The 1,423-nt window shown below is 65.6% G+C and carries 1 protein-coding gene; it reads right to left on the reverse strand.

Annotated features, from left to right (window positions below):
- Positions 1-29 precede the first annotated feature (29 nt).
- Positions 30-1,367 (reverse strand): IS701 family transposase, encoded by a 1,338-nt coding sequence (locus tag D7Y11_RS42600; protein ID WP_126936518.1) that lies wholly within the window; start codon positions 1,365-1,367, stop codon positions 30-32.
- Positions 1,368-1,423 lie beyond the last annotated feature (56 nt).

The following is a 1,423-nucleotide window of genomic DNA, read 5'->3' on the forward strand; positions in this document are numbered from 1 at the left end:
TACGACTTGGTCACATCCGAGAGGGCAGCTCAGGCGGAGCTCTGGGGTTGATGGCCGTGTTGCAGAGGGGGCAGATGCCAATCTGCCTGAGGAGAAGGGGCTGCAACGCGCGTCGTACCATCGGTAGCGTCCAGTGCACTCTCTTCCGGGGGGAAAAGCGCCCGACGGAGCGCGAGGAATCCGTGGGCCACGGCGCAGAGGGTGGCGTGGTGATGGAAGCCACGCCACGTGCGTCCTTCGAAGTGGTCCAGACCGACTTCCCCCTTCATCTCTTGGTAGTCGCGCTCGATGCGCCAGCGCAACTTGGTGAGGCGCACGAGGTGCTTCAGGGAAATGTCCGCAGGCAGCGTAGACAGGTGGAACTTGGTGGGCGCCTTCTCGTGCCTGGGCCATTCGCACAGCAGCCACTGCTCGTCGCCCGGGGCCAGGCCCAGATGGTGTCGATGGGCAGTGCGGATGCGCAGGGCCGCGAAGCGCGAGCGCCGCGGGCCCTTGGACCCTTCACTCCAGCTGACCCACTTCCAGGCGGTTTTCGGCAGGTCGGCGGCGAGCTTCTCGACAGCAACGGGTTTCGCGTCTCCATAGCGGTAGCGCTTGCGGACGGGCCCACGCATCCCCGGTGGCTTCGGAGGAATGGGCGGAACGACGAAGCCCGGGGGCCAGACGACGCAGTCGCCTTGAATGCCGACGATGTACGGCAATCCGCGGCGCGTGAGCTCCGCACGGAACTCGACTTCGTTTCCGTACCCTGAGTCGGCCAGCACCATGTGCCGCTTCACTCCCCATCCCCGTGCATGCTCCAGCAGCCCCAGGGCGATGTCCCGCTTCGTCTCGAACGATACGTCCTCCGGCACGCCCGCCTTGCGCAAGCGCTCCGGGTCGGCCGTCCACTCCACTGGCAAGTACAACCGCATTCCGATGCAGCCGCTGCCCTTCTCACTCGCCAGATGCAGACTGACGGCGACCTGGCAGTTGTCGATGCGGCCCAGAGTGCCCGAGTACTGCCGGACCACGCCCACCGAGTGCCTGCCCTTCTTGGGGAAACCCGTGTCATCCAGCACCAGGGCCTCGACGTCCGGCAGGTCCTCCTCCAGCTTCAGTGCCAGCCGGCGCATGACCTCGTCGTCCGCCCACGCACTGCCGCTGATGCACTGCTGCAGGCGCTGGCGCATGGCCTCCTTCTCGGAAGCCTCCTTCACCAGTCGCCCAGCTATCGGGTCGATGCTCTTGCGCTCGCCTTCCAGCAACAGGCCCTTGACGTACCAGTCCATGGCCCGTCGCCGTTCGACTCGGCCCAGGCCCGAGAACATCGACTCGAGGAAGCTCTCCAGCTCCCCCTCCAACCGCTTCAGTTGCGTCGGTGTCATGCAGGGGGAACAGTCCGCCCACCCTCACGCATTCTTGATGTGACCAAGTCGTACTA

The organism is Corallococcus sp. AB018 (assembly GCF_003986945.1).
Classification (GTDB): domain Bacteria; phylum Myxococcota; class Myxococcia; order Myxococcales; family Myxococcaceae; genus Corallococcus; species Corallococcus exiguus.

What these genes read in the sequence shown, in the direction of transcription:
- D7Y11_RS42600 (WP_126936518.1), bottom strand. Translation starts at nt 1,367, where the DNA reads ATGACACCGACGCAACTGAAGCGGTTGGAGGGGGAGCTGGAGAGCTTC.